A 472-nucleotide genomic window follows, 5' to 3' on the forward strand; every position below is an offset into this window, starting at 1 on the left:
CTGTTGAGCGCGGCCTTGACCTCGCCGGGATGCGGCGAGAGCAGCAGGATGCGGGTGCCGATGCGGATCGCCTCCTCGATCGAGTGGGTGACGAAGAGCACGGTAAACTGCGTGTCGTCCCAGAGCCGCAGCAATTCATCCTGCATCTTGCGGCGCGTCAGCGCGTCGAGCGCGGCGAAGGGCTCGTCCATCAGCAGCACGTCGGGCTTCATCGCCATGGCGCGGGCTATGGCGACACGCTGCTTCATGCCGCCGGACAGCATGTGCGGAAATACGTCGGCGAACTTCGTCAGGTTGACCTTGGCGATGGCGTCGCGGGCGCGAGCATCTGCCTCCGTCTTCGAGACGCCGTTCTCGCGCATCGGGAACGCGACATTGGCGAGCACGGTCTTCCAGGGAAACAGCTGATCGAATTCCTGGAACACCATCATGCGATCCGGCCCCGGCCCAGGAAACGGGGGAAAAGGAAGAA

General features: G+C 64.0%; 1 protein-coding gene. It reads right to left on the bottom strand.

Annotated features, from left to right (window positions below; genetic code table 11):
- A partial coding sequence (locus tag CRU95_RS16155; RefSeq protein WP_258238752.1) for an ABC transporter ATP-binding protein occupies positions 1-431 on the bottom strand: 431 nt, incomplete at its 3' end.
- Between the last annotated feature and the right edge of the window lie 41 nt (positions 432-472).

Source organism: Arcobacter sp. F2176 (assembly GCF_004116465.1).
In the GTDB taxonomy this organism is placed as follows: Bacteria; Campylobacterota; Campylobacteria; order Campylobacterales; family Arcobacteraceae; genus Arcobacter; species Arcobacter siniprincipis.